This is a genomic window from Sodalis-like endosymbiont of Proechinophthirus fluctus (assembly GCF_001602625.1).
Classification (GTDB): Bacteria; Pseudomonadota; Gammaproteobacteria; order Enterobacterales; family Enterobacteriaceae.
The window spans coordinates 22265-23501 of sequence record NZ_LECR01000068.1 but is presented as its reverse complement, the minus strand read 5'-3'; the positions used below and the strand labels follow the sequence as shown (position 1 = coordinate 23501).

Genomic DNA, 1237 nt, shown 5'->3' with positions numbered 1-1237 from the left:
CCGGTAATATCGCCATGGACCAGCGTATTCTGCTCCGGCACGCCGTTGAGCGTCAGAGAACGGGTACTAAATTGAAAACGTGCCTGCCGACCCAGTGGATAATAGGCTTGGGATCGCCAGGGCAAGATGCCGGAGTTGACGTTTTAGCCATTAAGTCGCCAATCGCTGTGCGGGACGTGAACCGCCATACTATTGAGCTGTAGTGTATTCGATTGCAGGGGCTAGGTTAGCGCGGCCGGGTCAAAATTTAGGGTGCCGTTCTGAAATTGTAAGCGGTTAACATGCAAAGGGATCGGTAAGTTGCTGTGTGTCAAGCTCGGCCAATACCGCTTGGCAACCAGCGTCATCAGCGTGCCTTTTTTGCCGAGGCTGACGTTATCGAGTTGTTGGATCTCGCTGAATTGCGTCCAGCTGCGATTAATATTGCCGAGGGAAACCTGTTAATCGCTATGTCGAGTCAACTGTTGGCCCAGCCAGCTGGCGCCCCAGGTGGTTTTCAGCAGCATAGGTGGTTTGCAGCAGCATACATAATAGATATACATAATAGATAAGCACAATGAGCAATAACAGGATCAGAAGCAATGAGATCAGCAAGTTGATAATAAATTTTATTGCACATTCCGCAGTATATACTGTTTATGCCGTAGTTAACCCGCTATCTAAATCGACAAAGTGGTGCCCGTAGACAAAAAAAAAGACCGCAACGTCACACCACCGCAGTCTGGATCGTTATTCGCTTTCCTAAGCTAGTTTTTTGAGGAAACAGGATATTGAGGAAAATCACAGTAAATACCGCTCGCGGCGATATCGGACGACAAGAACATTTTAAGCCACTACAGCGCGAATTGTAGGATTAGCTGCTGTTGCAAGATGCCAATACCGACCGCCAGCGACAGCGAGATAATTATTAATCGCTCGGAGGCTGAAAGGTTCTCACGACACGATACGCACGCTAGACGCGGCGATAGTAGTGCCGAACATGACAATCGTCGCGCTGCGCCCCCAGCACTGGTTCGAAAACATAAAGGGTACTGAACAGAGCAGCCATCATTGTTGTGTTGGCACATCGGCGCCGCCGTTTTTCATCGTCAGACCGCCCATAATCAGCGGCATCATGAAATTGAAGCAGGATCCCTGCATAGAAGAGCAGACTCGATCCCCACAGGCCCCCAGATTTTGATTTGCAGGATGGATGCAAGCCCTAAGGTGAACATCGACACACTAATAATATGGCTGG

Annotated in this window: 1 protein-coding gene and 1 pseudogene; one reads left to right on the top strand and one right to left on the bottom strand. The window is 49.4% G+C overall.

The annotated features are described in order from the left end of the window. Window positions 1–203, top strand: a 203-nt coding sequence (locus BG74_RS14940; protein WP_204376342.1) for a hypothetical protein, incomplete at its 5' end; no start/stop codon positions are given. Window positions 204–1018: 815 nt separating this feature from the next. On the opposite strand, the pseudogene BG74_RS19720 reads toward BG74_RS14940, so the two are convergent. Continuing rightward, window positions 1019–1237: pseudogene (locus BG74_RS19720) on the bottom strand (xanthine permease XanP); the annotation flags it as partial.